Source organism: Reyranella sp. (genome assembly GCF_965279465.1).
Lineage (GTDB): Bacteria > Pseudomonadota > Alphaproteobacteria > Reyranellales > Reyranellaceae > Reyranella.
Genome location: NZ_OZ257242.1, coordinates 3,885,904 through 3,910,163, shown reverse-complemented (window position 1 = coordinate 3,910,163; position 24,260 = coordinate 3,885,904). Strand labels below are relative to the sequence as shown.

The window sequence follows — 24,260 nt, the reverse complement described above, 5'->3', positions numbered from 1 at the left end:
AACGCGCGTGCCTCCACTCCGAAATTTGCCAAGTTCCCCTATCGCCACACCAAGCGACTTTCGGAATCGACGGGCACGAGCACAAATTGAATCCAGAATACCCCCGTTGCGAAGTTCTTCACGATGCCGATGCAGGCAAGGCGGCGTGGCGAAACTCGCAACCGGAACGACACTAGTCGATCTCGATGCCAGCGCAATACTGGTCACCGCCTCCGTGAATTGCAATCGTCGACAGCAGTCGGTCACTTTGGAGGTAGGAGGGATACGGCTGCAGGCCCGGCGCGATCGCTTGCACGACGGCGATGCCGTGGTCGCGCCGCGTGAGGTCGTTCAGCCAGACCTCGATGCCATTCGACCGCAAATGCGAGGCCAAAACCCTTGCCGCGCCGTCCCTGGCGGATTTTCCCGTCCAGGCTCGCGGCCTGCCGACGGGAATGCACAAGGGGCAGCCCGCCGCGTCGAATGCCCCGCACTGCAGTTGCCGTCGGTCGGTTTCGTCGAGGGCCGCCGGTCCGCCTTCTGCCAGTTTCGCCCCGATCAGGGCGAACGCCGTCTCGACCTGCGCCATTTCGAGAATCGCGGCCCTGGCTGCCTCGACCGCCGATGGGCGACAGGCGAAACCGACGGCGAGGCCGCGCCCGTCCGGGTTGATGGACAAGGCCGCCAGAGTGGGGATTTCCAGCTCCGTGGTAATGTCGAGCAGATGGGTGGACCGGAAACCCTGGCCGCGGCGCAGCGTGCCCAACAGGCGTGCGGAGGCGTGCGCAACCGGCCCGTCGGACGCGACCGGACGACCGCGCCGGCCCCCTCGCCACCACAAGGCGACCGCATCGCGCTCGACCAGCTCCAGGACCGCCCGCGAGGCCGCCTGATCCGATGTGGCGCCCGCCGCACAACCGATGCTGAGGGGCCAACGCAGGGGCAGGCGGCGAACACCCTCGCTTCGCCGGAGACAGAGATCGGCCGGCACGACGCTTCTGCGGCCGGTCGACGCTTCGACGACGGCGCGCCAGTCGAGCGCGCCGTGATCCGAGGCTGCAATGTCGCCAAAGCTGCGCACTAGCCAGTCTGCAATCGTCGCGTCGATGCCGACCCGGTCCTCGGCGGCCGGACGGTAGGGAGCGGCGTCGCCGCGGCGTTCCACCTGGGACAGGCGCTCCAATCCCTCGCCGAGACAGGACACGAGGGCCGCGGCCATGGACGTGGCCGTGCCGCCTACACTGAGGCGGACGGAGGACGGCGTTGCTGGATCGAACGGCGTGGCGGAAAGCTGCCCGCCGACGAAGGCCAGCCCCGGCGCGAAAGGTGAGACCAGACGGAACAGGCGTTCGAATCGCGGGACGGCCTGGATGGTCCATTCGCCGGCCATCCTACGGGCGCGTTCGAGCAACGACTTCCCCGTCCGGGACGAGAATTCGAGCGGCACCAGGCGGAACTCGGGGGAGCGCGAGGATCGGACCATGGGATGCGCCGCCGGCAGTTCCGTCTATGCCGCCCTCCCTCGGAGATGTTTGGAGGCGCCGCTGAAGCCACGAACCCGGTTCGAGCCCCAGTCGCAGCAGGTTTGCGCTTCCCCTGAGGCGGTGTTCGCAGGTCCGAGGGCAGCGGAATCGCGATATGTCATGGTCTCTCCCAACAGCGCGACGGAATGCCGGCCCTACACCGAGTCTTCCAGCGTGCACAAACTTACATGGCGTGATCGCCGCAAACACGCGCAGGCTTGATCTGACTCGCATTTCTTGGACCGCTTCCCGCAGGTCCGATCCGGCCATCTGGAGCGCTGGTACGGACCACCTCGGCCTGAAGCGCCCAATCCGGAACCGACTCTCTCCCCTTGCGCCGGCCGCCCCGACTCCTGATATAACCGCCTCGAGGGGCCGGTGTGGGCGGAGCAGTCGCCAACCCGGTCAGATCCGGAAGGAAGCAGCCGTAACGAATTCGCTTCGGGTCATGCCGGTCTCTCACCTGTCGCCAGGCGTGCGCCGCCGCCGGGGGCGCGGGCAGCCCGGGCGCGACGACCGCCGGGCCTGAAGGGGCCACGGCGCACAGCTACGGGTCGGGGGTGCCATGCCGGAAGCCAAGGAATCGCTTCCCTACCGGGTCCTCGCCCGCAAGTACCGCCCCGTCGATTTCACCACCCTGGTCGGCCAGGAAGCCATGGTGCGCACCCTGCGCAACGCCATCGCGACCGGCCGCATCGCCCACGCCTTCATGCTCACCGGCGTGCGCGGCGTCGGCAAGACGACCACCGCCCGCATCATCTCGCGCGCCCTCAACTGCATCGGACCGGACGGAACGGGCGGACCGACCGTCGATCCCTGCGGCGTCTGCGAGCATTGCGTGTCGATCCAGGAGGATCGCGACGTCGATGTGATCGAGATGGATGCCGCCTCGCGCACCGGCGTCGCCGACGCGCGCGAGCTGATCGAGGGCGTGCGCTACCGGCCGGTCTCGGCGCGCTACAAGGTCTATATCATCGACGAAGTGCACATGCTGTCGACGGCGGCCTTCAACGCGCTGCTGAAGACACTCGAAGAGCCGCCGCCGCACGTGAAGTTCGTGTTCGCCACCACCGAGATCCGCAAGGTGCCTGTCACGGTGCTGAGCCGCTGTCAGCGTTTCGACCTGAAGCGCGTGCCGCAGGACGTGCTGGTCGCGCATTTCGGCAGGATCGCCGAGCTGGAGAAAGTCGAGATCTCGCCCGAAGCGCTGGCGCTGGTCGCCCGTGCCGCCGACGGCTCGGTGCGCGACGGGCTGTCGATGCTCGACCAGGCGATCGCCCATGGCGGCGGCGTGGTCGATGCCGCGCAGGTGCGCGACATGCTGGGCCTGGCCGACCGCAGCCGCGTGCTGGACCTGTTCGAGAGGACCATGCGCGGCGACGCCGCGGCGGTCGTCGCAGGGCTGGGCGAGATGCACGATGCCGGCGCCGATCCGGTCGTGATCCTGCAGGACCTGCTCGAGCTCACCCACTGGGTGACACGCCTGAAGGTCGCCCCCGAGGCCGGTGCCGGCAACGCCGACAGCGAGCGGGCGCAGGGCCTCGCCATGGCCGGCAAGCTGTCGATGGCCTCGCTGACACGGGCCTGGTCGATGCTGATGAAAGGCCTGCAGGAGACGCTCAACGCGCCCTCGCCCGTGCGCGCCGCCGAGATGGCGCTGATCCGCCTCTGCTACGCCGCCGACCTGCCTTCGCCGTCCGATGCGCTGAAGGCGCTGCAGAACGGCGGCACGCCGGCAGCGGCGCCGTCCGCCGCTTCCGCGCCGCGTGGCGGTGGAGGCAGCGGTGGCGTGGTGGCCCGTCTCGCCCCGCAACCGGCGTCGGCCATAGCGGCCCAGCCGGCCGAGGCCGAGCCGCTGCCCAATCCCCGGAGCTTTACCGAGGTCGTTGCCCTGTTCGAGGCCCGGCGCGAGCCGCGGATGGTCAACGCCCTGATGCATCACGTGCACGAGGTGCGCTGCGAGCCGGGCCTGATCGAGTTCCGGCCCGAGCCGTCGGCACCGACCGACCTCGCCCCGCGGCTGAGCGAGCTGCTCGGCAAATGGACCGGCCGGCGCTGGATCGCCTCGGTGTCGAGCGCCGAGGGCAAGCCGACCCTGTCGCAGCAGAAGACGGCCAATGCCGACACGCTGCGCAGCAAGGCCGAAGCCGATCCGCTGGTGCAGGCCATATTGAAGACATTCCCCGGCGCCAGGCTGGAGGCGGTGCGGCGCAAGGGCGAGGACGCGTCCCTGGTTGCCGGTCTTCACGGCGTCCCCCCAGAGGAACCACCCCCGGCCGAGGAGTACCCGGCCGACGACGACATACCGGAAAGCGAGTACTGATGTTCGACAAGCTCAAGGACCTCGGCGGCCTGATGCAGCAGGCCCAGCAGATGCAGCAGAAGGTGAAGGAGCTGCAGGACCAGCTCGAACGGCTGGAGATCGTCGGCAGCTCGGGCGCCGGCCTGGTCAAGATCACCGTCAACGGCCGCAACGAGACCCGCCGGGTCGAGATCGACGCCTCGCTGTTCAAGCCCGAGGACAAGGGCGTGGTCGAGGACCTGATCGTGGCCGCCGCCAACGACGCGCGCGGCAAGGTCGAGGAGACCGTGCAGGAGCAGATGAAGTCGATCACCGGCGGCCTGCCGCTGCCCCCCGGCTTCAAGCTGTGATCTCCGGGAGCACGGCACTCCCGTGCCGCTCATGCTCTTCCGAACCGCGAGCATCCTGCTCGCTCATGATCATGAGCGAGCAGGATGCTCGCGGTCCGGAAGAGCATGAGCATGAAAAGAGCGGCATCGGAGTGCCGCTCTCCCGGCGATGAACGGACCCGAGATCGAGCGGCTGATCCAGTTGCTGGGCCGGCTGCCGGGGCTGGGACCGCGCTCGGCCCGCCGCGTGGCGCTGCATCTCCTGAAGAAGCGCGAGGTGCTGATGCAACCGCTCAGCACGGCGCTGGCCGACGCGGCGCGCGCGATCCGGCCGTGCTCGACCTGCGGCAACCTCGACACGATCGACCCCTGCTCGATCTGCGCCGACCCGCGTCGCGATGCCGGGCTGCTTTGCGTCGTCGAGGATATCGGCGACCTGTGGGCGATGGAGCGCGGCAGGATATTCTCCGGCCTCTATCACGTGCTGGGCGGCACCCTGTCGGCGCTCGACGGCATCGGGCCGGACGAGCTCAACATCGGCAGCCTGTTGCGCCGCGTGAAGAACGGCCCGGTGCGCGAGGTCATCGTCGCGACCAACGCCACCGTAGACGGCCAGACCACGGCGCACTACCTCGCCGACCGCCTGGCCGATTGCGGGGTGCCGGTGACGCGGCTGGCGCATGGCGTGCCGGTCGGCGGCGAGCTCGACTGGCTGGACGACGGCACGCTGGCCACCGCGCTCAAGGCGCGGCGCGCCCTCTGACGCGGAAGCCATGAGCGGCGACACGCTCGCGGCGCTGGCCGTGGCGCTGGGCGCCAGCTGGGCGAGCGGCCTCAATCCCTACGCCGCGGTGCTCGTCATGGGCGGCGCGCAGATGCTGGGGCTGGTGAGCTTGCCGCACGACCTGCAGGTGCTGGGCTCGCCCTGGGTGCTTGCTGCAGGAGCCGTGCTGTTCGCGCTCAATTTCCTCGCCGACAAGATCCCGCTGGTCGACAGCCTGAACGACGTGCTGCACACGTTCGTGCGCATCCCGGCCGGGGCGCTGCTGGCGTTCGGTGCGGCCGACCAGCTCGGACCGGAAGTCGCGACCATCGCCGGACTGATCGGCGGCACCCTGGCGGCGGGCAGCCACATCGCCAAGACCGGCACACGCGCGTTGATCAACAGCTCCCCCGAGCCGTTCAGCAACATCGCGGCCTCCTTCACCGAGGACAGCCTGGTGATCGGCGGGCTCATCCTGGCACTCGCTCATCCGATCACTTTTTTGTGCCTGCTGGCCCTCTTCGTGGGGACGCTGATCTGGCTACTACCAAAGCTCGTGCGTCTGGCGCTGATGCCGTTCCGCCGCCTGGCGCGCTGGCGGCAGGAGCCCTGAAGAAAACTTCCATTCGGTTGCGGTCGCGCTACACTCCTCGGGCATCATGTTCATCCGTCAGAACATCCAGACCCTGCGATTCTTCCGCACCACGCCGGCGATGCGCTGTCCGTATCTGCCGCACCGGCTGGAGACAAAGCTCGTCACCGAGCTGAGCGGTCCCGACGCGATCTCCCAGCACGACACGCTGACCGACGCGGGCTTCAGGCGCTCGCACCATTTCGTCTACAAGCCCCTGTGCGACGGCTGCCGGGCCTGTGTGCCGGTCCGTATCCGGGTGCGCGACTTCGATCCCAACCGCGTCCAGCGGCGGATCATGAAGCGCAACGAGCATGTCCATGCCACCGAAGTCCAGGCGCTGGCGACCGGCGAGCAATATTCGCTGTTTTCACGCTATGTGATGGCACGCCATCGCGACGGCGACATGGCCGACATGGATTTCGACGACTATCGCGCCATGGTCGAGGAGAGCCCGGTCGACACCGCGATCATCGAGTTCCGCGACGATTCCGCCGACGGGAATCTGGTCGGCGCCTGCCTCGTCGACTGGCTCTCGAGCGGCGTGTCGGCGGTCTACAGCTACTTCGATCCGCAGGATCCGCGGCGCGGGCTCGGCACCTACATGATCCTGTGGCTCGCCGAGGCGGCAGCCCGGCGCGGCCTGCCCTACGTCTATCTCGGCTACTGGATCGCCGATTCCAGCAAGATGGCCTACAAGCGCGCCTTCCGGCCGCTGGAGTTCTTCGGTGCCGAGGGGTGGACAGAACTGCCCACGACCTAGGCAATGCCCGTCCTGGGGCGACTTGCCGCTAGCGTGATTTCGCGGCACGGGCTATGACGGCCTGCCTTTGCGCGGGACGGGGCAAGCGACAACAACAACTCGCAATGGGGAGAGGGGATTGGGCCTTCTGCTGAAACTCAGCGCGTTCATCGACGCCGTGAACGAGAAGATCGGCGGCGTCTGTAACTGGCTGGTGCTGCTCGCCTGCATCGTCAGCGGTGGCAACGCCATGATACGTTATGCCTACGACTCGAGCTCCAACGCCTGGCTCGAACTGCAGTGGTACATGTTCGCCATCATCGTGATGTTCGGCGCCGCCTACACTCTGAAGCGCAACGAGCATGTCCGGGTCGACTTGTTCTACATGACGCTTAGCCGCCGCGGCCAGCTCTGGGTCGACATCCTGGGCACCATCGTCTTCCTGATCCCGACCTGCACCATCCTGGCCTGGCTCAGCTGGCCGTTCTTCATGCAGGCCTTCAACGTCAGCGAGCACTCCTCGAACGCCGGCGGCCTGCTGCGTTGGCCGATCAAGCTGGTGCTCCCTGTCGGCTTCGTGCTGGTCGCCCTGCAAGGACTGTCCGAACTCATCAAGCGCGTGGCCTTCCTGAACGACATTCCGGTCGAAAGCCTCGAAGCCCATTACGAGAGGCCGACCCAATGATCATACCTCTGGAGTGGATGCCACCGCTCATGTTCGCCGGGCTGGTGGTCTTCATGATCATCGGCTACCCGGTGGCCTTCTCGCTTGCCGCCGTCGGCTTCTTCTTCGGCTTCCTGTCGATCGACTTCGGCTACTTCACCATGCCGTTCATGCAGGCCATTCCCGGTCGCGTGTTCGGGTCCATCCTCAGCAACGAGCTGCTCCTCGCCATTCCGTTCTTCACCTTCATGGGCGCCATCCTGGAGAAATGCGGGCTGGCCGAGGACATGCTGGAATCGATGGGCCAGCTGTTCGGCCCGATCAAGGGCGGTCTGGGCTACTCGACCATCATCGTCGGTTTCATCCTGGGCGCCATCACCGGCACCGTCGCCGCGCAGGTCATCGCCATGGCGCTGATCACCCTGCCGGTGATGATGCGTTACAAGTACGACATGCGCTACGCTACGGGCGTGCTGGCGGCCTCGGGCACCATCACCCAGCTGGTGCCGCCGTCGCTGGTGCTGGTCGTGCTGGCCGACCAGCTCGGCCGCTCGGTCGGCGACATGTATCTCGGCGCCTGGGGCCCGTCCCTGCTTCAGATCGCACTGTTCGCAGCCTACACCTTCTACCTGACGCTGGTGAAACCTGCGGCACTTCCGCCGGTGGCGCGCACGCTTTTCGGCAAGGCCCTGCTGGTCAAGTGCGCCTGGGGCATCATCCCCGCCGCCGTCCTGATCTTCCTCGTGCTCGGCACCATCATGATGGGCCTGGCGACCCCGACCGAGGCAGGCGCCATGGGCACGATCGGCGCCATCGTGCTCGCCGTGGTGCGCAACGCGCCGCTCACCCGCTTCGACAAGGGTATGTTCGCCGCCGGCTGCGCCGCGGCCATCGCCGGCGCGCTGATCGGCATCGTCGCGTTCAAGTCGATCCCCTTCAAGATCGCCTTCACCATCATGTTCGCCGCGATCATCTGGCTGTGCTGGCGGGCGTGGCAGGTCAAGGACCTGCGCGAGCTGATCGTGCAGGCTTTCCAGGCGACGATGCGCATCACCGCGATGGTGGCCTTCATCCTGGTCGGTGCGACCTGCTTCTCGATCACCTTCCAGGGCGTCGACGGCAACCGCTGGGTCGAGCACCTGATGTCGAACCTGCCGGGCGGCGTCTGGGGCTTCCTGATCGTCGTCAACCTGTTCGTGTTCTTCCTGGCGTTCTTCCTGGATTTCTTCGAGATCGCCTTCATCATCGTTCCGATGCTGGCGCCGGTCGCGCAGAAAATTCTTGCACCCGTGGTCGGCGCCGACGCGGCGCTGATCTGGTTCGGCATCATGCTCTGCGTGAACATGCAGACCTCGTTCATGCATCCACCCTTCGGCTTCGCGCTGTTCTACCTGCGCAGCGTGGCACCGAAGGAAGTGAAGAGCAGCGACATCTACTGGGGCGCAATCCCCTGGGTGGTGCTGCAGCTCATCATGGTGGCGATCGTTATCGCCGTGCCGCAGTCGGTGACCTACTTCCTGGACAAGCCGTCCGACGTCGACCCCAGCAAGGTAAAGATCGAGATCCAGGCCCCGCCCAGCGAGGACGCCGCACCGCCGGTGTTCAAGTAAGTCTCATATTCCTCTCCCTCGCTATTGGGGGGGAGCGTATGAAAAGAAAAAGCCCCGCCGGGTCTCCCCGGCGGGGCTTTTGCGTGAAGGGCTATCGCGATTACCGGCCCTGGGCCGACATCGAGAAGTTGAAGTTGTCGAAGGTGTTCTCGGCAACGCGGAACCACAGGTTCTCGTCGCTGCGGAAAGCCTTCAGGCTATCGAAGATCTTCTTGAACTTCGGATCCTTGGCCGAGAGCTCATCGTAGAATTTGTAGGCCTCGTTGAAGCACGGCTCGAGCACGCTGCGCGGGAACGGCCGCAGCTCGGTGCCAGCCGCCACCAGGCGGCGCAGCGCCGCCGGGTTGCCGGCGTCGTACTTCGGCACCATCCACGACGTGACGAGGCCGGCCGCAGTCTCGACCATCGCCTGGTACTGCTTGGGCAGCTTCGCCCAGGCGTCGTTGTTGATATAGAGCGAGCCGCCCGAGCAACCCTCCCACCAGCCGGGGTAGTAGTAGTACTTGGCGACCTTGTTGAAGCCGAGCTTCTCGTCGTCGTAAGGGCCGACCCATTCGCAGGCGTCGATCGTGCCCTTCTCGAGCGCCGGATAGATGTCGCCGCCGGCGATCTGCTGCGGCACCACGCCGAGGCGCTCGAGAATCAGGCCCGCGAAGCCGCCGACGCGGAACTTCAGGCCCTTCATGTCGTCCATCGACTTGATTTCCTTGCGGAACCAGCCGCCCATCTGGGCGCCCGTACCGCCGAAGGTGAAGGACCGGAAGTTGTAGTCCTTGTAGAACTCGTTGATCAGCTCATGGCCGCCGCCGAAAGTCAGCCAGGCATAGAGCTGGCGCTGGTTGAACGAGAACGGCAGGCCGGTCTCGAACACGAAGTTCGGATGCTTTCCGAAGTAGTAGTAGGCGGCGGTCTGGCCGGCCTCGACCGTGCCGTTCTGCACGGCGTCCGCGACCTGCAGGCCCGGGACGATTTCGCCGGCCGCAAAGGCACGCACCTCGAACTTGCCGTCGCTCATCTCGCTAACGACCTTCGCGAAAAGCTCCGAGCCGCCGTACAGGGTATCGAGCGACTTCGGGAAGCTCGACGTCAGGCGCCACTTCACGGACGGCATGCTCTGGGCGATCGCCGGAGCCGCCACCGTTGAGGCAGCCGCAACGCCCGCCGCGCCGACACCCGCCGTTTTGATGAATTTCCTACGCTGCATAAAAACGTTCCTCCCAAATGGGGAATTACTGACTCCCCTTACACATCGTGAGACTGACATGCGAAATGAACTTTGAAAAGCATGCCGCCGACAAAAAGGCACAGAAAACCCCGCCGAAGCGGGGTTTTCGCGAGGTCGTGACCAGACCTAGAGCTTGTCGGATGCCGACATGCGAGCCATGAAAGTGTCGAAGGTGCCTTCGCAGACCCGGAACCACAGGATCTCCTCGTTCCGGAAAGGCCGCCAGTTTTCATAGATCTTCTTGAACTTGGGGCTCTTCGTCGAGAGTTCGGCGTAAAGCTCGGTCGAGGCATGGAACGCCGCCTCCATCACCGAGTTCGGGAACGGCATCAGCTTTGTGCCGCCGGTCACCAGCTCGCGCAGGGCCTTCGGGTTCTGCGCGTCATACTTGGAGAGCATCCAGGCCTGGGCGTAGGCCGACGCCGCCTCGATCACCGCCTGATAGGACTTGGGCAGCTCGTTCCACTTGTTGAGACCGATCATGGCCGTGGTTTGCGGCCCGCCCTCCCACCAGCCCGGGTAGTAGTAATACGGCGCGATCTTGTTGAAGCCGAGCTTCTGGTCGTCGTAGGGACCGACCCATTCCGCGGCATCGATCGTGCCCTTCTCCAGCGCCGGATAGATATCGCCGCCAGCGATCTGCTGGGCCACCGCGCCCAGCTTGTTGCACACCTGGCCCGCGATGCCGGCGATGCGGAACTTCAGGCCCTTCAAGTCATCGAGCCCTTTGATCTCCTTTCGGAACCAGCCGCCCATCTGCGCGCCGGTGTTGCCGCACGGCAGGTTGTAGACGTTGTAGTCCTTGTAAAGATCGTTCAGCAGTTGCCGTCCGCCGCCCCACCTGATCCACGCTTCCTGCTGGCGCGCGTTCGTGCCGAAAGGCAGAGCCGTGTCGATGGCAAGGGCCGGATCCTTGCCGACGTAATACGTGCCGGCGGAATGGCCCATCTCGACGGTGCCGTTCTGGACCGCGTCGAGGACCTGAAGCCCTGGCACGATCTCGCCGGCGGCGAAGACACGGACCTGGAACTTGTGATCGGTCATGTCGTCGATGTACTTCGCGAAGACCTCGCCCGCGCCGTACAGCGTGTCCAGCGACTTCGGAAAGCTGGATGCCAGGCGCCATTTCAGCTCCGGCATCGATTGGGCGATGGCCGGCGCGGCAATCGTGCTCACAGACACAACTCCGCCGGCGCCAAGCACGGCGGTACGCAGGAATTTGCGGCGTTGCATGATGTTCCTCCCAGGAACGTTTTTTGTTTGCCGAATGGAGATTCCACTCAGCGGAATTAAACTGCCATCAACCGGGAGGATTGGCAAAGTCCCAGCCAGCAAAAAACCCCGCCGAAGCGGGGTGTGCTGCGATATGTGCCGATCACTTCACGGTCTGGGCGGCAGTGAAGGCAAAGTGGACGCAGGTCGACTCGGCGACGTGGAACCAGGGGAACTGTCCGTCGCGAGCGTCCGCTCGCTCTGGATCATGAGCGAGCGGGACGCTCGGCTTCCGGAAGCATGAGGCGCCACGGGGTGGCGCGGTCTCAGCTTCAGATCTTGTTGGCTGCCGACTGGCGCGCCATGAAGTTGTCGAAAGTGTTCTCCGCGACGCGGCCCCACAGGACGCCGTCCTTGCGGAATGCAACCTGAGACTCGTAGATCTTTTTGAAGTTCTCATTCTTGGCCGTGATGTCGGCATAGACCGCATTGGCTGCATTGAACGAGGCCTCGAGGATCGGCTGCGAGAACGGCTGCAGCTTGGCGCCGCTGGCGATCAGGATGCGCAGCGCCTTCGGGTTGTCGGCATCGTACTTCGCCGCCGTCCAGTTGTTCACCTCCGCGCAGGCCATGCGCAGGATCGCCTGATAGTTCTTCGGCAACGCCTCCCACTTTTCGAGGCCGATCATGGTGTGGAGCTCAGCGTTCCCTTCCCACCAGCCGGGGTAGTAGTAGAACGGAGCGACCTTCACGAAGCCAAGCTTCTGGTCGTCATAAGGGCCGACCCATTCGGCGGCATCGACGGTGCCCTTCTCCAGCGCCGGATAGATGTCGCCGCCGGCGATCTGCTGCGGCACGACGCCGAGCTTGGCCATGACGTCACCGGCCAGGCCTGCGATGCGCATCTTGAGGCCCTTGAGGTCCTCGACGGTGTGGATCTCCTTGCGGAACCAGCCGCCCATCTGCGCCGTCGTGTTGCCGGTCGCGATGCCGTAGACCTTGTAGCTCTTGTAGAAGTCGTTGATCAGCTGCTCGCCGCCGCCTTGGGTGATCCACGCATTCATCTGGCGCGTGTTGAACATGAACGGCACGACCGTGCAAAGCGCGAAGGTGGGGTCCTTGCCGAAGAAGTAGTACGAGGCGGTGTGACCCATCTCGACGGTGCCGTTCTGCACCGCATCGAGGACCTGCAGGCCCGGGACGATCTCGCCGGCCGCGAAGGTGCGGATCTGGAACTTGTTGTCAGTCGCCTCGGCCACGATCTTGGCCAGCCGCTCCGCGCCGCCATAGAGCGTATCGAGCGACTTGGGGAAGCTCGAGGTCATGCGCCAGTTGAGCTCGGGGGCAGACTGGGCGATGGCAGGAGCCGCCACGACGCCGGCGGTCGCCACGGTGGCGGCGCCGACACCGGCGGTGCGGATGAATTTGCGACGTTGCATGAAAAAACTCCGGAAGATCTGAGGCGATTGCACGGCTTATGACACGCGATCTGAAGGGGCAGAAGCTTCAACGCATGAGCAAGAGGCCGAGCGCCAATGCGCCCACTGCAATGCGATACCAGGCGAACACGCCGAAACCGTGGCGGCTGACGAACCGCACGAAGGGCTTCACGACCACGAGGGCCGACAGGAAGGCCGTGCCGAAGCCGATCGCGATCAGTCCGCCGCCGTGCCAGTCCAGCGTCGACCAGTTCTTGAAGAGGTCGTAGACAGTGGCCCCGAGCATGGTCGGAATGGCGAGGAAGAAGGAGAACTCGGCCGATGTCGCGCGGTCCACGCGAATGACCCGTGCGCCCATGATGGTGGCGCCGGAACGCGAGACGCCGGGGATCATGGCGAGGCACTGGCAAAGGCCGATGAACAGCGCGGTCTTCCAGTCGATGTCATCGACCGACTTCACGCGCGGCCGCTGCGCGTAGCGCTCGATGATCAGGATGACGATGCCGCCGACGATGAGGGAAACCGCCACGACGATCGGCTTTTCGAGCAGCGCCTTGATGTACTTGTGCAGGGCGACGCCGATCACCGCCGCCGGCAGGAAGGCGATGATGATGGCCAGCGCAAAGCGCATCGACACCGGATCGCGACGGATCACGCCGCCGATCGTGGCGAGGATCTTCGCGTAGTAGATCGCGCAGACGGCGAGGATTGCGCCAAGCTGGATCACGATCTCGAAGACCTTGCCCGGCGGCCCCTCGAAATTCAGCAGCTCCTCGGCAAGGATGATGTGGCCGGTCGAGGAGACCGGGAGGAACTCGGTGAGTCCCTCGACGATACCGATGACGATGGTCTTCAGGAGCAGCGCGAGATCCATCGATCAGTCCTTGAATCGCTTGGCCCGGGGCCATCCCTTTTCGGGCATCCGCCCCGCCTGGGCGCGCTCGCCACGCCAGAACTTGAGCTCGCTCGCCGGGATCACGCGGTTGGCCCACGGCAGCCCGTCGCCGAGCCTGAAGGCCTGCGCGTCGGACAGGCGATCGCCCTTGGATTTCTGCAGTGTCACGCCGCGGCCGCGCGCCATCTCCGGCACCTGCTCCATCGGAAAGATCAGGAGCTTGCGGCCTTCGCTCAGGGCCGCGATCGAGTCGGCATCCTCCGTCACGACGGCGAAGGCCTGCGCCACTTCCTTGTCTGCGAGATTCAGGACCTGCTTGCCGTTCTTGGTCTGCGCCATGACCTCGTCCTCGGGGACGATGAAGCCGCGGCCCGCATCGGATGCTACCAGGAACCTGCGGCCGCCCTTGAACACGGCGAGCGCCACGATGTCGTGCTCGTTGGCGAGCTCGATCATCAGTCGCACCGGCTCGCCATGCCCCCGCGCGCTCGGCAACCGGTCGCATCCCACCGTGTAGAAGCGCCCGTTGGTGCCGAACAAGAGCACCTTGTCGGTCGACTGGGCGTGCAGCGTGAAACGCGCCTCGTCGCCTTCCTTGTACTTGAGCTCGGCCGCCTGCTTGTCGTCGAGATGACCCTTGGCGGCGCGGATCCAGCCCTTGGCCGAGAGAATCACCGTGACCGGTTCGCGCTCGACGAAATCCTCGATCGCATGCTCGATCTCGGCCGGCGCGTCGGCGAGCTCGGTGCGGCGTTTGCCGAGTTTGGTCTTCCCGCCGAACTTCGTCTTTGTCTCCTGGATCTGCTCGGCGATCTTGCCCCACTGGAGCTTTTCCTCCTTGAGCAGCGCCTTGAGGTCCTTTCGCTCGGCCGTGAGCTTCTTGTGCTCGCCTTTGATCTCGAACTCTTCCAGCCGACGCAACGCGCGCAGCCGCATGTTCAGGATCGCCTCGGCCTGGGTGTCGGTCAGTCCGAACGTCCTGATCATCACGGGTTTGGGCTCGTCTTCCTCGCGGATGATCTTGATCAGCTCGTCGATGTTCAGATAGGCGATCAGGAAGCCGTCGAGGATCTCGAGCCGCCGCTCGATCGCCTCGAGCCGGAACGTCGAGCGCCGGATCAGCACCTCGCGACGATGATCGAGGAACGACTGCAGCGCCTCGCGCAGATCCATCACCCGCGGTGTGTTGTTCCGGTCCAGCACGTTGAGGTTCAGCGGGAAGCGGATCTCGAGGTCGGTCAGCTTGAAGAGCTGCTCCATCAAGAGCTCGGCCGGCACCTGGCCGGTGCGCGGCTCGAGCACGATGCGCACGTCGTCGGCCGATTCGTCGCGCACGTCCTCGAGGATCGGCAGCTTCTTGGCGTTGATGATCTCCGCGATGCGTTCGATCAGCTTGCCCTTCTGCACCTGGTACGGGATCTCGGTGACGATGATCCGGTACTGGCCGCGCGGCAGCTCCTCCTTCTCCCAGCGCGCCCGCAGGCGGAAGGCGCCGCGGCCCGTCCTGTAGGACTCGACGATCGACTCACGGGGCTCGACCAGCAGGCCGCCGGTCGGGAAATCCGGCCCCTTCACCAAATCGACCAGCGTCTCGATGCGGGCGTTCGGCGTCCTGATCAGATGCAGCAACGCGTCGCACAGCTCGCCCGCATTGTGCGGCGGGATCGAGCACGCCATGCCGACGGCAATGCCTGCCGCGCCATTGGCCAGCAGGTTGGGAAAGCCGCCGGGCAGGACGACCGGCTCCTCGGTCGAGCCGTCGTAGTTGGGCCGGAAATCGACGGCGTTCTCGTCGATGCCGTCGAGCAGCGCCTCGGCGACGGCCGTGAGGCGCGCTTCGGTATAGCGCATGGCGGCGGGGTTATCGCCGTCGATATTGCCGAAATTGCCCTGCCCCTCGATCAGCGGGTAGCGAGCGGAGAACTCCTGGGCGAGGCGGACCAGGGCGTCGTAGATCGACTGGTCGCCGTGCGGGTGATACTGGCCGATCACGTCGCCGACCACGCGGGCGCTCTTCTTGAACGCGCTGTTGGGATCGAGGCGGAGCTGGCGCATCGCATACATCAGGCGGCGATGGACCGGCTTCAGGCCGTCCCGCACATCGGGCAGCGAGCGCGCCATGATGGTGGACAGCGCATAGGACAGGTAGCGCTCCTGGAGCGCCTGCCCGAATTGCACCGGCTTCACGGCCGCGAGCGGAACGACATTGGTGGTGCGTTTGGCCATCGACTGTGACGTGAGGGGGTGAACGGTCGCGATTCGCGCCGCGACCCTGAATGTTGTTATTGGCGGCTGAGCGCTTCCATAAATCTCGCTCGCGCGGCAGGCAAGGGCTTGTTGTGAGGCCAGAAGACGTGCCGTTCGAGGAAATAGCCCGTCAGATCGAGGCCCAGCCGCAGCTCCGCCTCGTCGGCCGGAAGGCCTCCGGTGGACAGGAAGGGCGGCAGGACGATCAACCTGTCGCGATAGGGTTCAGCGGCCGTGCGAGACACCGCCCGGCCACTCTTGGGGGAGACGAAGGCCAGGTCCTCCGTCGCGCCGGTCACCGCGCACTTGTCGAGGTCGAGCCCGAAGCCCAGCTCCTGCAGGACGCCCAGCTCCAGCCGGACATAGATCATCGGCCAGCCCGGATGGCCGATGGCGTTCAGCAGGGCGTGGAAGCCGTCGAAGATGGCGGCGTGCGGCTCGCGGTCGGGCAGTGCCGCGTCGATCAGAGCACAGGCTGCTGACAGACCGGCCAGCTCGACGGCGTCGTCCATCACCCGGGCGGCGTGAGCCTCGCGCAATTCGCCGGTGAAGTGGCCGAGCTGATCCAGCTGCCTGGCACGCCAGGCGACCTCGACGACGTTGCCCGGCTGCCAGGTCGGCCGCGACCTGCGTGAGATGCCGCCGGCGATGAAGCCGGCGTGGCGGCCGTGCTGGCGTGTCAGCAGCGTCGTCACCAGCCCGGTCTCGCCGTGCGGCCGGCTCGACAGCACGATGCCGCGATCACTCCACTCCATGCACGCGGATATGACGTGTTTCGACGAGTCGCGCCATGCTCCGATACGGTCCCTCCCCGCGCTTCGCGCAGGAAGGAAAGGAGTCATGACTTCGGATCGTAATCCAAACCGATGGCCCGGTAGTGCGAGGGGTCTTCGGCCCAGCGCTCGCTCACCTTCACGTGCAGGAAGAGATGCACCGGCCGCTCGAGCATCTGGCTGAGCTCGTGCCGCGCGCGGGCGCCGATCTGCTTGATGCGCGCGCCGCCCTTGCCGAGGAAGATCGCGCGCTGGCCGTCGCGCTGGACGTGGATGATCTGCTCGATGCGGACGCTGCCGTCCTTGCGCTCTTCCCACTTCTCGGTCTCGACCGCGGCCTCGTAGGGCAGCTCCTGGTGAAGCTGCAGGAAGACCTGCTCGCGCGTCACCTCGGCTGCCAGCAGGCGCAGCGGCAGGTCGGCGGCCTGGTCCTCGGGATAGAGGAACGGGCTGACCGGCAGGCGCTCGGCGCAGGCGGTGAGAACGTCGGCGATGCCGTCCTGCTTCAGCGCGCTCACCATGAAGGTATGCTCGAACGGCAGCAGCGCGTTGAGCTCGGCGGTCAGCGCCAGCAGCGCCTCGCGCGGCACCAGGTCGATCTTGTTCAGGATCAGGAAGCGCGGCGCCTTGCTCTCCTTCAGCCGCTCGACGATGGCGCGGGTTTCCTGGCCGATGCCACGCTCGGCGTCGACCATCAGCCCAACCACGTCGGCGTCCTCCGCGCCCTGCCAGGCGGCGGCGACCATGGCGCGCTCCAGCCGCCGCTTGGCGATGCGGAAAATTCCCGGCGTGTCGACCAGCACGACCTGCGCACGGCCGCCGTCCGGCAGGTCGGTCATGGCGATGCCGATCACCCGCATGCGGGTGGTCTGCACCTTGGGCGAGACGATGCTGACCTTCGAGCCGACCAACGCATTGACCAAGGTCGACTTGCCCGCATTGGGGGCGCCGACGATGGCGACGAAGCCGGCGCGCGTTGTGGGCGCGTTCATGGTGTGGGGGCGTTCATGATGATCCCAGCCGCTCGATCAGCGCGGCCGCCGCCAGGCGCTCGGCCTCGCGCTTGCTGCCGGCGCGGCCGCGGCCGGGCTCGTGGCCCTTGATCGAGACATCGACGACGAAGACCGGCGCGTGCGCCGGTCCCTCGCGATCGACCTCGCGATAGTCGGGCAGCGGCAGGCGGCGCGCCTGGGCCCATTCCTGCAGCGCAGTCTTGGCGTCCCGCGGGGCCGCGAGGGTATCGCTCAGCCGCTCGCCCCACAGCCGCTCGACGCAGGCCGCCGCCGTGGCGAAGCCGGCATCGAGGAAGATGGCGCCCAGCACGGCTTCGAGCGCATCGGCCAGGATGGTCGGCCGGACGGCGCCGCTCTGCGCCTCCGAGTCGCCCAGCCGCATATCCTGCCCGAGATCGATGGACTGGGCGATCTCGGCCAGGGTCTGCGCCTGCACCAGCGCGCTGTAGCGGCGCGCCAGGTCGCCCTCGCGCTCGCGCGGGAAGCGGCGCAGCAGCAGATCGGCCATGGCAAGCGACAGCACACGGTCGCCGAGGAATTCGAGCCGTTCGTTGCCGTGCGGGAAGGCGGCCTTGAGGTCGGGCTGGCGGTCCAGCGCGCTGCGATGGGTCAGCGCCTCGGTGAGGAGCTCGGGGCGCGCGAAGGTGTGGTCCAGCCTCAGTGCCCCGGCCTCAGTGGATTGCCATGAAGAAGCGGCCGATCCGGCTGCCGACCGCCTGCGGCCATTTCCACGGCTCGTACCAGTTCGCCGCCGAGGGATCGTGCGAGAAGAAGATGAACTCCGCGCGGCCGACCAGATTCTCCGCCGGCACGTACCAGCCGAGCTCGGCGCGTGGCCCGGTGGCGCCGTTCGCATGACGCACCGAGAGCGGGGTGCGACTGTCGGCAGAATCGTCACGATTGTCGCCCATCATGAAGAAGCTGTCGGCCGGGACGAGAAATTCCGGCGTGTTGTCCGACGGGCGATTGTCGGACGATTCGAGGATCTCGTGACTGCGGCGGTTGGGCAGGACCTCGTTGTAGAGCGTGCCGAGGTTGTAGCTACCGCCCTGCGTGTACTCGCCGATCCGCGTGCGCTCGACCGGCTTGCCGTTGATCTGGAGGATGCCGTCGATCACCTGGATGCGATCACCCGGCAGGCCGACGATGCGCTTGATGTAGTCGGTCCGGTTCATGCCCTGGCCCTGGTCGCCGGGATACTTGAATACCGCCACGTCGCCGCGCTCGGGCATGCGGCCGAAGATGCGGCCCGAGAAGAAGCCCAGCGAAAAAGGGAAGGAGTGCTTGCTGAAACCGTACGAATATTTCGACACGAACAGATAGTCGCCGACCAGCAAGGTCGGGATCATCGAGCCGGACGGGATATTGAAGGGTTCGATCACGAACGTGCGCACAGTGACTGCAATTAGCACGGCATAGACCACCGTCCGGACGGTTTCCGCCCAGCCGCCGGCCTTTTCCTGTCCCCGCTTGCGACGTTCAACCACGTCTGTCATCGCCGTACCAGTTTGCAAGAGCCGCGTGTGTAGCAGGGCAGACTACCAATGTCTTCCGCCGCTGCGATGCATGGAACACGTGCATTCTGCTCATTTCACGGCCAAGCCCATGCGACCAAAGCGCTCGAATCCCGACCAAACGACGAAGATGGCGGGTCCAACATCGCCAGTACAGCGCCAACGGTCCGGCGGCGGCGCGCGCTCGCTCACGGCGCGGGAACGCCGGAAATGATGACGATGGCCTGGGCCAGCGGATATTCGTCCGTCAGGGTGAGGTCGATCTGCGGCGCGAAGCCCGCCGGCGTGATCTCCTGCAGGCGGGCGAGCGCCCCCCCGGTCAGGGCCATGCTCGGCTTGCCGCTGCGCAGGTTGACCACGCCCATGTCGCGCCAGAACACACCGCGCCGAAGGCCGGTGCCGAGTGCCTTGGAACAGGCCTCCTTGGCCGCGAAGCGCTTGGCGTAGCTCGCCGCCCGCGTCGCCCGGCCTTCGGAGCGCTTCTGCTCGACCTCGGTAAAGACGCGCTGCACGAAACGGTCGCCGAAGCGCTCCAGCGATTTCTCGATGCGGCGGATATCGCAGAGATCGTTGCCGATGCCCAGGATCACGCGGCGGCCCCGCCGGCACGTGCGGCATCCATGAGCCGCCGCATCTCGCGGATCGCCGCGTCGAGACCGACGAAGATCGCCTCGCCGACCAGGAAGTGGCCGATGTTGAGCTCGCGGACCTCCGGGATCGCTGCGACCGGCCCGACGTCGGCGTAGCTCAGGCCATGGCCCATGTGACATTCCAGCCCGAGCCTGGCGCACAGGGCGGCACCCTTTTGCAGGCGGGCGAGCTCGGCCTGCTGAGCCTCCCCCTCCAGCTCGCAATAGCGGCCGGTGTGCAATTCGACGACCGGGGCGCCCAGGGTCACCGCCGCCTCGAGCTGGCGCGGGTCGGCCTCGATGAACAGCGATACACGGATGCCGGCATCGCGCAGCCGGGCGACCATGGGCTTCAGGTGGTTGTGCTGGCCCGCGGCATCGAGCCCGCCTTCGGTGGTCCGCTCCTCGCGCTTCTCCGGCACGATGCAGGCCGCGTGCGGGCGATGCTTCAGCGCGATGCCGACCATTTCCGCGGTCGCCGCCATCTCGAAGTTGAGCGGGATCTTCAGCTCGCGCATCAGCCCGTCGATGTCGGCATCGACGATGTGGCGGCGGTCCTCGCGCAGATGCGCGGTGATGCCGTCGGCCCCGGCCGCCGCCGCGATCGCGGCGGCGCGCAGCGGATCGGGCAGGCGCCCGCCGCGCGCATTGCGGACGGTGGCGACGTGATCGATGTTCACGCCGAGACGCAGGGGCTGGGACATTGCAGGGCCTTGTGACTTTGGAGAGCTAGTTGCGCGCGCGTTCGACGGCGTTGATCGCGGGCGTGGCGCGCAGCGCCGCGGTGATGTCGGCAAGGTGCTTCACGTCGGCGACCTCGACGTCGATCACCATGTCGAAGAAGTCCATCGAGCGGTTGACGATGCGCAGGTTGGAGATGTTGCCCTCGTGCCGGGCGATCACCGTGGAGAGGCTCGACAGGCTGCCCGGCTGGTTGGCGACCGTAATCTTGAGGCGGCCGGTATAGGCCGCGCTGCCGTCGCCCACCGCCTCCCAGCCGACGTCGATCCAGCGCTCGGGCGTGTCGGAGAAGCTCTCGAGCGTGGTGCAGTCGATGGTGTGGATGGTGACGCCCTTGCCGGTGGTGATGATGCCGACGATACGGTCGCCCGGCAGCGGATGGCAGCAGCGGGCGAAATGCACCGCCATGCCGGGGATCAGCCCGGTGATGGCGATCTGGCCGTTCTCCTTGCCGGCGGCCGGATCGCGCGGCTTGGCCTTGCCGCGCGGGCGCCCGATCGGCACGACATCGGCGCCGCCGCCCTGCTTGCGCTGCTGCTTGAGGCCTGGATAGACGGCCATCAGCACCTCGCGCGACCCGATCAGTCCGGCGCCGACATTGGCGACCAGGTCGTCGGTGCTGGCCTGCTTGAAGTTCGCCTTCACGCCGTCGAGGCCCTTCTCGGTGACCTCGTAGCCCTCCTCGTGGAACGTCTTCTCGAGCAGCGAGCGGCCGAGCTGCAGGTACTGCTCGCGCTGCCGCACGCGGATGAAGCGGCGGATCGCGGCCCGGGCCTTGCCGGTGACGGCGAAGCGCTCCCAGGTCGGCGACGGCGTCTGCGCCTTGGAGGTCACGATCTCGATCTGGTCGCCGTTGGCGAGCTGGGTGCGCAGCGGCAGCATGCGGCCGTTGATCTTGGCGCCGACGCAGGTGTCGCCGACCTGGCTGTGGACCGCGTAGGCAAAGTCGATGGGAGTCGCGCCGCGCGGCAGCGAGATCAGCTTGCCCTTGGGCGTGAAGCAGAACACCTGGTCCTGGAACATCTCGAGCTTGGTGTGCTCGAGGAAATCCTCGGCGTTCGACGATTTGTCGAGGATATCGATCAGGCTGCGCAGCCAAGCATATTGCGGCGCGTCGGTCGATGGCCCGCCCTGCTTGTAGACCCAGTGGGCCGCCACGCCGCGCTCGGCCTGCTCCTGCATCTCGGCGGTACGGATCTGGATCTCGATGCGCTGGCCGTGCGGTCCGATCACGCCGGTATGCAGCGAGCGGTAGCCGTTCGGCTTGGGCACCGAGATGTAGTCCTTGAAGCGCTGCGGCAGCACCTGGTAGCGGCCGTGCAGCAGCCCGAGGGCTTGATAGCATTGCGCGATATCGGCGACGATGATGCGGAACGCCATGATGTCGGCGAGCTGCTCGAACGAGACGTTCTTGCGCTGCATCTTGCGCCAGATCGAATAGGGCGTCTTCTCCCGGCCCGAGACCTGCGCGACGAGCCCGCCCTCCTTGAGGGTCGCCGCCAGCTCGACCTCGATCTGCGGCACGATCTGCTCGCCCTTCTCCTTCAGGTAGCCAAGCCGCGCCAGCACGGAAGCGCGGCCGTCGGGATTGAGCTCGCCGAACGCCAATTCCTCGAGCTCGCGCTTGACCTTCTCCATGCCGATGCGCGAGGCGAGCGGCGCATAGAGGTCCATCGTCTCGCGCGCGATACGCCTGCGCCTGGCCGGCTCCTTGATGTGATGCAGTGTGCGCATGTTGTGCAGCCGGTCGGCCAGCTTGACCAGCAGGACGCGGATGTCGGTCGACATGGCGAGCACCAGCTTGCGCAGGTTCTCGGCCTCCTTGGTGGTCTCCGACTGGACCTCGAGCCGCGACAGCTTGGTGACGCCATCGACCAGCTTGGCGACCTCGTCGCCGAACAACCGGGCCAGCTCGTCGCGCGTGGCGTCGGTGTCCTCCAGCGTGTCGTGCAGCAGGCCGGTCACGATGGACGAGGTGTCGAGCCGCATCTCGGCCAGGATGCCCGCGACCTCGACCGGATGGGAGAAATAGGGATCGCCCGAGGCGCGCAGCTGGGTGCCGTGCTTCTTCAGGCCATAGACATAGGCGCGATTCAGCACGTCCTCGTCCGCATCCGGATCGTAGGAATGCACGCGCTCGACGAGTTCAAACTGACGAATCATGGCAATCGTCGATTATATGGGGACGATTGCCCTCGCTCCACGCTCAATGCGCGAATGGCAGGCCCCAGCGGAACTAGGGCAGCGCGACGAGCCCTGTCAGCCGATGTCGTCTTCCTCGGCCATCGGCAGGGCCTTGGGCTGGGCCGCTTCAGCGCCGCCCTGCGCCAGAGCCGCCGCCAGCTCCTGCTCGAGCTCGGCCATCTCGTTGACCTCCTCGGGCTTGTCGATGTCGGCGTGCTTCTGCATGCCCGAGATCAGCTTGTCCTTGAGGACGGCCTGGTCGAGCTTGACCTCGGCGATCTCGCGCAGCGCCACGACCGGGTTCTTGTCGCGGTCGCGGTCGATCATGATCTGGCCGCCGCCCGAGATGTCGCGTGCGCGCTGGGCAGCGTACATGACCAGCTCGAAACGGTTGGGCACCTGCAGGATGCAGTCTTCGACGGTAACGCGGGCCATGGAGACCTCTGAATTTCGGAGAAGCGCGGGTTATACGCGGCTGGGGGCAAAAGACAAGACTTCCCGGCGAGCGCCGGGGCGCGGCAAACCGGGGTGCCGTTTAACTTTCTGGATCAACGGCTTGACCCGGATTCCCAAGGGGCTCGCGTAGCGCCACCTGATCGGCCGGAAGCGCCTCGATCAAGGCCCGCACGGAAAGGCCCGAGACCGGATGCCGCCACTCCGGCGCGAGATCGGCCAGGGGAAGCAGCACGAAGGCCCGGTCCGTCATCCGGGGATGCGGCAGGGTCGCCCGCTTCGCCCCACCGGCGGCAATTTGTCCATGGAAATCAAGCAGATCGAGGTCGATCGGGCGGGCGGCGTTGGGCACCGTCCGAGCCCGGCCAAAGCCCGCCTCCACCGCATGGAGTTCGGCCAGGAGAGCATCCGCCGGCAGATCCGATTCCACCTCCGCGACAGCATTGACGTACCACGGCTGATCCGAGGCCGGAATCGGCGCCGTCCGGTACCAGGGCGAGACGCGCACCGTCCGCACCCCCCGCCGGGCAAGCTCCGCCAACGCCGCTTCGAGCGTCTGGCGAGGCGATCCGAAGCGCTCGTGCGACAGGTTCGCCCCCAATCCGATATACGCTGAGGTATGCATTGACTGGTGGCTTCAAGACCTTGTAACGAATGAGATCGTCGCCTACGCTTAAGGTGCGGTGGGAAGGGTGTGCATTATTGGGCTCCTGCTGCTCAATAACTTTTTCACGCCCGCCAAAGATAAGCACCAAAGGAATGAGAAGCCATGAAAGGCAATTTCTATGAAAATGAGCGCGTTGCGCTCTTCATTGACGGCGCCAATCTCTATTCCGCCGCCCGATCGTTGGGCTTCGACATCGACTACCGCCGCCTGCTGAAGGTCTTCCGGGAGAAGGGCCGGCTGGTGCGCGCCTATTACTATACCGCACTGGTCGAGGATCAGGAGTATTCGCCGATCCGGCCGCTGATCGATTGGCTGGACTACAACGGCTACACGATGGTCACCAAGCCGACCAAGGAATTCACCGACACCATGGGCCGTCGCAAGATCAAGGGCAACATGGACATCGAGCTCGCCATCGACGTGCTCGAGATGGCCGAGCACCTCGACCACGTCATCCTGTTCTCCGGCGACGGCGACTTTCGTCGCCTGGTCGAGGCAGTGCAGCGCAAGGGCCTGCGCGTATCGGTGGTCAGCACCATCAAGTCGTCACCGCCGATGGTGGCCGACGAGCTGCGCCGCCAGGCCGACGACTTCATCGAACTCTCCGACATTGCCCCGCTGATCGCCCGCAATCCGTCGGAACGCGCGCCGCGCCCGGCCAACCCGCACGGCGATCAAGCCGACGAGGCGCCGCCAGAGCACCTGATGCGCTCGGCCTGAGCCGA

At 66.2% G+C, this 24,260-nt stretch carries 23 protein-coding genes and 1 other RNA gene; 9 read left to right on the top strand and 15 right to left on the bottom strand.

From position 1 onward, the window contains the following. Positions 1-172 precede the first annotated feature (172 nt). Positions 173-1,390 carry a YcaO-like family protein gene (locus tag ACQY8M_RS19145; protein ID WP_428675106.1) on the bottom strand — a complete coding sequence of 406 codons (1,218 nt, stop codon included), beginning with the start codon at positions 1,388-1,390 and terminating at the stop codon, positions 173-175. Between the two features lie 481 nt (positions 1,391-1,871). Between ACQY8M_RS19145 and ffs the strand changes: the two genes are divergently transcribed. The 8 genes from ffs to ACQY8M_RS19105 all read left to right on the top strand — a co-directional run bounded on the left by ffs (position 1,872) and on the right by ACQY8M_RS19105 (position 8,543). Further along, positions 1,872-1,966: signal recognition particle sRNA small type (gene ffs / locus ACQY8M_RS19140), an RNA gene on the top strand. A gap of 101 nt (positions 1,967-2,067) precedes the next feature. After that, complete coding sequence (locus tag ACQY8M_RS19135) at positions 2,068-3,825, top strand: DNA polymerase III subunit gamma/tau (RefSeq protein ID WP_428675104.1); 1,758 nt, start codon at positions 2,068-2,070, stop codon at positions 3,823-3,825. Further along, a complete protein-coding gene (locus ACQY8M_RS19130) occupies positions 3,825-4,154 on the top strand; it encodes a YbaB/EbfC family nucleoid-associated protein (RefSeq protein ID WP_428675102.1) in 330 nt (109 codons plus the stop codon). The genes ACQY8M_RS19135 and ACQY8M_RS19130 overlap by 1 nt, the downstream gene beginning before the upstream one ends. Positions 4,155-4,302: 148 nt before the next feature. Beyond that, complete coding sequence (gene recR / locus ACQY8M_RS19125) at positions 4,303-4,896, top strand: recombination mediator RecR (RefSeq protein ID WP_428675100.1); 594 nt, start codon at positions 4,303-4,305, stop codon at positions 4,894-4,896. Positions 4,897-4,906: 10 nt separating this feature from the next. Next, positions 4,907-5,509 (top strand): DUF4126 domain-containing protein, encoded by a 603-nt coding sequence (locus ACQY8M_RS19120; RefSeq protein ID WP_428675098.1) that lies wholly within the window; start codon positions 4,907-4,909, stop codon positions 5,507-5,509. Positions 5,510-5,555: 46 nt separating this feature from the next. Beyond that, positions 5,556-6,290: an arginyltransferase gene (locus tag ACQY8M_RS19115; RefSeq protein WP_428675096.1), complete on the top strand. Its 735-nt coding sequence runs from the start codon at positions 5,556-5,558 to the stop codon at positions 6,288-6,290. Positions 6,291-6,408: 118 nt separating this feature from the next. After that, positions 6,409-6,954 (top strand): TRAP transporter small permease subunit, encoded by a 546-nt coding sequence (locus tag ACQY8M_RS19110; protein ID WP_428675094.1) that lies wholly within the window; start codon positions 6,409-6,411, stop codon positions 6,952-6,954. Continuing rightward, positions 6,954-8,543, top strand: coding sequence for a TRAP transporter large permease (locus ACQY8M_RS19105; protein ID WP_428675401.1), 1,590 nt, complete (start codon positions 6,954-6,956; stop codon positions 8,541-8,543). Before ACQY8M_RS19110 ends, ACQY8M_RS19105 begins: the two co-directional genes overlap by 1 nt. A gap of 100 nt (positions 8,544-8,643) precedes the next feature. Here ACQY8M_RS19105 and ACQY8M_RS19100 read toward each other — a convergent pair whose 3' ends face one another. The 14 genes from ACQY8M_RS19100 to folK form a co-directional block, all read right to left on the bottom strand. Further along, positions 8,644-9,747 (bottom strand): TRAP transporter substrate-binding protein, encoded by a 1,104-nt coding sequence (locus ACQY8M_RS19100; RefSeq protein WP_428675092.1) that lies wholly within the window; start codon positions 9,745-9,747, stop codon positions 8,644-8,646. Between the two features lie 147 nt (positions 9,748-9,894). After that, positions 9,895-11,001 carry a TRAP transporter substrate-binding protein gene (locus ACQY8M_RS19095; RefSeq protein WP_428675090.1) on the bottom strand — a complete coding sequence of 369 codons (1,107 nt, stop codon included), beginning with the start codon at positions 10,999-11,001 and terminating at the stop codon, positions 9,895-9,897. Between the two features lie 311 nt (positions 11,002-11,312). Continuing rightward, positions 11,313-12,419, bottom strand: coding sequence for a TRAP transporter substrate-binding protein (locus ACQY8M_RS19090; protein WP_428675088.1), 1,107 nt, complete (start codon positions 12,417-12,419; stop codon positions 11,313-11,315). A gap of 67 nt (positions 12,420-12,486) precedes the next feature. Continuing rightward, a complete protein-coding gene (locus ACQY8M_RS19085; protein WP_428675086.1) occupies positions 12,487-13,293 on the bottom strand; it encodes an undecaprenyl-diphosphate phosphatase in 807 nt (268 codons plus the stop codon). A 3-nt stretch (positions 13,294-13,296) separates the two neighbouring features. Next, entirely contained in the window at positions 13,297-15,540 is a 2,244-nt protein-coding gene (parC, locus tag ACQY8M_RS19080) for a DNA topoisomerase IV subunit A (protein WP_428675084.1), read from the bottom strand. A gap of 56 nt (positions 15,541-15,596) precedes the next feature. Continuing rightward, entirely contained in the window at positions 15,597-16,316 is a 720-nt protein-coding gene (gene recO / locus ACQY8M_RS19075; RefSeq protein WP_428675082.1) for a DNA repair protein RecO, read from the bottom strand. A gap of 83 nt (positions 16,317-16,399) precedes the next feature. Further along, complete coding sequence (era, locus tag ACQY8M_RS19070) at positions 16,400-17,326, bottom strand: GTPase Era (RefSeq protein WP_428675080.1); 927 nt, start codon at positions 17,324-17,326, stop codon at positions 16,400-16,402. A gap of 13 nt (positions 17,327-17,339) precedes the next feature. Further along, positions 17,340-17,960, bottom strand: a complete 621-nt coding sequence (gene rnc, locus ACQY8M_RS19065) for a ribonuclease III (protein ID WP_428675399.1) — start codon at positions 17,958-17,960, stop codon at positions 17,340-17,342. Between the two features lie 58 nt (positions 17,961-18,018). Next, on the bottom strand, positions 18,019-18,843 hold the full coding sequence (gene lepB / locus ACQY8M_RS19060; RefSeq protein WP_428675078.1) for a signal peptidase I: 825 nt from the start codon (positions 18,841-18,843) through the stop codon (positions 18,019-18,021). Between the two features lie 206 nt (positions 18,844-19,049). After that, complete coding sequence (gene acpS / locus ACQY8M_RS19055) at positions 19,050-19,451, bottom strand: holo-ACP synthase (RefSeq protein WP_428675076.1); 402 nt, start codon at positions 19,449-19,451, stop codon at positions 19,050-19,052. Beyond that, the gene (locus ACQY8M_RS19050) at positions 19,448-20,194 is read right to left on the bottom strand and encodes a pyridoxine 5'-phosphate synthase (protein ID WP_428675074.1); all 747 of its coding nucleotides are present in this window, start codon (positions 20,192-20,194) and stop codon (positions 19,448-19,450) included. The genes acpS and ACQY8M_RS19050 overlap by 4 nt, the downstream gene beginning before the upstream one ends. 25 nt (positions 20,195-20,219) lie before the next feature. After that, positions 20,220-22,394 (bottom strand): RelA/SpoT family protein, encoded by a 2,175-nt coding sequence (locus tag ACQY8M_RS19045; protein ID WP_428675072.1) that lies wholly within the window; start codon positions 22,392-22,394, stop codon positions 20,220-20,222. Positions 22,395-22,490: 96 nt separating this feature from the next. Further along, positions 22,491-22,850 carry a DNA-directed RNA polymerase subunit omega gene (gene rpoZ, locus ACQY8M_RS19040; RefSeq protein ID WP_428675070.1) on the bottom strand — a complete coding sequence of 120 codons (360 nt, stop codon included), beginning with the start codon at positions 22,848-22,850 and terminating at the stop codon, positions 22,491-22,493. A 100-nt stretch (positions 22,851-22,950) separates the two neighbouring features. Continuing rightward, positions 22,951-23,493, bottom strand: a complete 543-nt coding sequence (folK, locus tag ACQY8M_RS19035) for a 2-amino-4-hydroxy-6-hydroxymethyldihydropteridine diphosphokinase (RefSeq protein WP_428675068.1) — start codon at positions 23,491-23,493, stop codon at positions 22,951-22,953. A 144-nt stretch (positions 23,494-23,637) separates the two neighbouring features. On the opposite strand from folK, the gene ACQY8M_RS19030 reads away from it, so the two are divergent. Further along, positions 23,638-24,255: an NYN domain-containing protein gene (locus ACQY8M_RS19030; protein ID WP_428675066.1), complete on the top strand. Its 618-nt coding sequence runs from the start codon at positions 23,638-23,640 to the stop codon at positions 24,253-24,255. Positions 24,256-24,260 lie beyond the last annotated feature (5 nt).